Here is a 5,058-nt window from a genome sequence, read left to right as displayed (position 1 = left end):
TAAAAAACGTATGTCTAAAAAACGTATGTCTAAAAAACGTATGTCTAAAAAACGTCTTTCTAAAAAGAAATCTATAAAAAAGAAAAGTCTTTTAAAAGGTGGTAAATATTGTCCTATGTGTAGGAGAATGGGATGTGGGATGAGATATGGGATGAGATGCCGTCAAACTACGTTGTCTCTTTAATTAATTTTTTCAACTAATAATTTAAATACTATTTTTTTATCATTATTAGATAAAGACATTTTCATTTTATCTTCTATATAATTTATAATATCATTTAATGAACCACTAACGCGTGTAGCATTCATTGTATGACTTTCCAATAATTTAGATGTATCCAACAAGTTTAATATTTCTTTATATTTATGCAAATTAGAATATAAAAATGATGTTTTTATTTTATTTTTATTTTTAAGCCCTAATGGAAAGTAATAACTGTTATTTTCTAAATCGTCACATAAGTTTAAATTAATTTCATTTGAACTGTAAAGCATTGTCATTTTTGGTGTCAAATCAATTTGTTTATTATTTGTAAAAAAGATAGAATAATCACTGTAGAGAACGACTATATTTATTTTTAACGAATTTGATATTAAATATAATGTTGTATGGTCTGGTTGAAAGAAAAAATCCTTTCCTTTTATTATTTTTATAAAATCTTTTTTATTAACTACAGAATATGGATCCCAATTTCCTATGTTTATTGAATTTTTATATTTTAATCTATAATCTTTAATTATTTGCGAAAAATCTATTATACTTAAACTATTAATATATTTAGATATATATTTACATAATGTATTTTTAGTTGTTTTAAATCCAGCATTTGATAAAGCATTTTCTATAGAAATAGAATAAGAGTCATTTTTTATAAAAAAATTATTAGATAATAATTTTTCAACCCAAATATCTGATAAAGGTTCCCATTCGTATTTGCTTTTCAAAATTTTTTTATTAATAGGTTCATCTAAAGGTTCACTGATAGGTTCATCTAAAAGGTCATCGTCATCTAAAATGTCATCTAAAGGGTTATGGTCATCTAAAGGGTTATGGTCATCTAAAGATTCTAAAGTGTTAGGTTCATCTAAAAATTCTTCAATTGTATTTGTAAAAATAGATGTATTGTTCATTAATAGTACTTTATAAAAAAAATAAAAACTTTAAAAGAAAAATAAAAAAAAGTTTTAGATAAATAAAAGAAACACGTTAAAGTTTTTAAAGTACAGTGAATTATAAATTATAATAAATCAACATTTTTTTTAAATTCTAAAAGAAAACTATTATTTACTACTCTTTTATTTTGTATAATATTTCTGATATTAGCTTCTTCTAATTTTAAGATATTTGATGCAATGCTTACACTTTTATATTCTTCTATTATTTTTCTAGTTTCATAGTCTACTTTGACTATTTCTTTTCTATTCGTTGGATTTACACCTACTCTAATTGTAGTTTCGCATTTTAATTGAAGACCCCATATTCCAAGAACATTTATATAACCTGGCATATTTATTTTTTCTTTTAGAAAATGTCTATTTAAATACGAGTCCATATTATAAATTTCTTGTTTTGAAAAACTATAATCTTGGTATTTTTTTAAAACCCATTTTTTATATTCTTCTACAAAACTAGTATATCCCAATATTTGCATTCATTCAATACAAATTCTTCATAATGTATAGATGTATAGATGGAGGAAATAAAACTTTTTTAAAGGTCTTCTTCTATTTCATCGATTATTTCTTCTCCTTTGTTACCGTATTTTATTTTAACATTGAAACCATAATTCATACATCCATCTATGATTTGTTCTTTTTCATTTCCAAATTTAATTTTCATTGCACGTCTAAGATCTTTAATTTCAGGAATTCTTGAATTTGGATAATTATTTGACCACCAAGATGCAAAGTGACTATAAATAACTTTATTTGATTCAAATGAATTTGTTTGTTCTTCTAAAGATTGATCAAAGAATTCGTTAAATTTATCATTATCAACTTTATATTTTGCAGTTGCTTTTGTAACTTCTTCTGGTTCGTTCATACCTTCTTCAAGGAATTTGTTGTACCAATGAATAAGGATACTCATAAAAAAAGGTCTCCATGATTTTATTTTATATTTAATAGTTGGGTCAATTTTAAATTCGTTTGGTTTTACTGGATTATCACAAAATCTCGACTTGAATTCTACAACTCTGATTCTTCTCCAAGTCCCGCCATCAACTGAACTTACAGAAGGTAGATCATTGCAGCACATGATCATTGTACCTTGAAGTTTAAATGTAATTGGTGCTTTAAATAATTCTCTAGCAATAATAGTATCTCCTCCAGTATATTGTTTTAATATACCTGTACGAAGTTTATCGTCATGTTCAGGTTCTTGAAAAGTAAAAATTCTTTTTCCACGTAGTCTAACAACATCTGGTGAAGCATTTCCTGACCCTGCTCTTTTATTAGTAAGAAGAGAAACATCAACTGAAGTGATATAATCTCCTAATGTATTTTCTAAAAAATTTACCAAAGTAGATTTTCCATTAGCTCCAGAAAGTCCTGTCCAAATATAAAATCTTTCATCTGGAGCTCCAACTAATGATTTACCTAATACTTTTAATGTATATTCTAATACTTTTCTATTTGGGATAATTTGTTTTAAAAATGCATAAATATCTTGTACTTGTGGAAGATCACTATTGTATTCAGTATAATCGTAATTAGTAGAAAATGTAATACAGTCTGATTGAAGTCCTTCTCTAAATGCTCCTTTATCAAAATCATATACTCCATTTCTAAATCCTACAAGATTTGGAATAGAATCTAAATTAATATAAAAATCTGGATCGTATGTTTTAAAAAGGTAAACCAATTGTGAAATAATGTTATTTTTAAAAGAAACATTTTCTAATTTTGTAATAATATTATCAACCATTTGATTTCTCATATTTGAATCTAATTTTTCTGTATTAACTAGAAAATCTTGTAAATTTTTTGATTGCATAGATGTATCGCTAATTTTAATTGAACGGTAGTATTTAGGAAGTTCTTCTGAAATAATAATATTCATAAGATGACTTTTCTTCCATCTTACACCTTCAAATTCATACCATTCAGTATTTTTAATATCGTCTACTCTAAAACGATTTTTATAAATATGAAAAATTGCTTTTGCAATTTGATAATGAGAGCCAGATAAACTTGCTTCAAGATGTTCTTTAATATCTTCTGTTACATTAATTTCCGAATGCCAATATTTTGTAGTCATACTGAGAAAAGTATTTGGATAATCTTTACTAAATGATTCTGGTAACATGATACCATTGTCTGGAAAATGTCTACGAAGACATTCTTCATCTCTACATCTAATATAAATTTTAGATGGATTTATTTCAAAATAAATCGGGCTTGATTCTCTTTGATGTTCTCTCATTTTGAATGGACAATGTTTTCCATTAATAGAAATATAATAACAAAACATTCCCATTTTATTTTGCTTTGCAAAAATTTTTTGAATAGAAGTATCAAAATTTTCTAGACATTTGTTTTCTATTTTTAAATTTTTCAAAAGTTGATTTAATTCTAAATCAATCTTATCATTGTTGATACCTTTAATAGTATTTTTATTACTTTCATTTGACTTTATTAAATTTTTTGTTTTATCTGAATCTTTTAATTTAGTTAATTGATGACTACTTTTTCTTCTAACTGTAGTTTGTAAAAATTGATCAAGAGTTGTATTTTCCAATTCTGTAAATTTTCCAGTTTGGATATCGTAAATTTTATAAAATTTGTCATGTTCATTTTCATCTTCACCTTTTTTTTCCAATTTTTTAGATCCAAGTAAACGTAATCCAGTTCTATAAACAGAAGTATCAATGCATTTTACAATATTGTCACTTTTCAAAATTTCATTTGTAATTGTTTTTGCAATAGCACTATTTACAATAATATTAAAAAAATTAATATGATAATTATCGTTTCTTTTTGAAATAACGTAGTCTGTATCTGGATTATAAAACAAAGATTCTAATACATTTTTAGTTTCATTAATAATATCTTTAATATTACCATCTGTCAATCCACCTTGTCGAACAGAATTTTTAGGAATTTCTAAATCTAGAAAGTAAGCAAAATTTGAATTATAAACCTTTTCAATTAAATAAAGATCATTTCTTTTTTCTACATGGATCATTTCTTGATAATAACGTTTATAAAAAACATCGGTGTAATTATCTGGAATATTGAATTTACCATTTTTAAAAGATAAATGTGTTTGTTCATTTTCAGTATTTTTAGAAAATTGCAATATGTATTTTGAGAATTGGAGACTCATTTGCTGTTAAAATAATCTTCTTGACAAGATTATTTCAATTTTTTTTATTAAGACAAAGTATGTTGTCTAATTGTAAAATTTATTTTATAAATTGTATATTATATGGCTACACATTTAATTTTGGTTAAGGATAATATTAACAACACATATTCTATATATAATAATAATACTGATTCTGGATTTCAAAATTGTATTGATTTTTTACAAGAAAAGATGTCTTTACAATTTAAACAAGTTATCGATGAAGAACAGGTATGTGAACTTTTTTGCGAAAATGAATCTGTAAAAAGGGGATGGGTTTGGGATTCCAAGTTGACTGATACTGTTAAAATGTATACATTATCTTTTGTATCATTTTTGAATAAAAAGGAATTTGATAATAGTTTTACACAAACAGAAATTGAAACTGTAAATAAAGAAATTCAAACTCAAACAATTACAATTACAAAAAACACTGAAAGCCAAACTGAAAATCAAACTAAAAGTCAAATTGTTAAAAAGAATGTACCTTGCCAAACAGATGAGTTTAAGGTATACGATCCAATTAATTATTTTGAATATGAAATAGATGAAGAAAGAATATTAAATGAATATTTGTATAACTCTTTTAGTAATTCTAACACATTATCAACAAATTATTGTAATAAAAGTACAACTGTAAATGTACCTTATCAGTCTGTAAATGTACCTTATCAGTCTGTAAATGTACCTTATCAGTCTGTAAATGTACC

Annotated in this window: 5 protein-coding genes; 2 read left to right on the top strand and 3 right to left on the bottom strand. The window is 24.6% G+C overall.

Going from position 1 to position 5,058, the window contains the following annotated elements:
- The coding region (locus tag AC8IG9_RS06175; protein ID WP_507425939.1) for a hypothetical protein at positions 1–184 on the top strand (184 nt) is incomplete at its 5' end.
- Here AC8IG9_RS06175 and AC8IG9_RS06170 read toward each other — a convergent pair.
- The 3 genes from AC8IG9_RS06170 to AC8IG9_RS06160 form a co-directional block, all read right to left on the bottom strand.
- The gene (locus AC8IG9_RS06170) at positions 181–1,131 is read right to left on the bottom strand and encodes a hypothetical protein (protein WP_507425938.1); all 951 of its coding nucleotides are present in this window, start codon (positions 1,129–1,131) and stop codon (positions 181–183) included. The genes AC8IG9_RS06175 and AC8IG9_RS06170 overlap by 4 nt on opposite strands.
- A gap of 107 nt (positions 1,132–1,238) precedes the next feature.
- Positions 1,239–1,652: a hypothetical protein gene (locus AC8IG9_RS06165; protein WP_507425937.1), complete on the bottom strand. Its 414-nt coding sequence runs from the start codon at positions 1,650–1,652 to the stop codon at positions 1,239–1,241.
- 59 nt (positions 1,653–1,711) lie between these two features.
- Positions 1,712–4,327, bottom strand: coding sequence for a DNA primase family protein (locus AC8IG9_RS06160; RefSeq protein WP_507425936.1), 2,616 nt, complete (start codon positions 4,325–4,327; stop codon positions 1,712–1,714).
- A gap of 102 nt (positions 4,328–4,429) precedes the next feature.
- On the opposite strand from AC8IG9_RS06160, the gene AC8IG9_RS06155 reads away from it, so the two are divergent.
- A partial coding sequence (locus AC8IG9_RS06155) for a hypothetical protein (RefSeq protein ID WP_507425935.1) occupies positions 4,430–5,058 on the top strand: 629 nt, incomplete at its 3' end.

Origin of the sequence: Candidatus Allofontibacter sp., from assembly GCF_040404065.1 — a bacterium.
Taxonomy (GTDB): Bacteria; Pseudomonadota; Alphaproteobacteria; order Pelagibacterales; family Pelagibacteraceae; genus Fontibacterium.
Note: the sequence above shows the minus strand (reverse complement) of the source record. Positions and strands in the feature narration are given on the sequence as shown.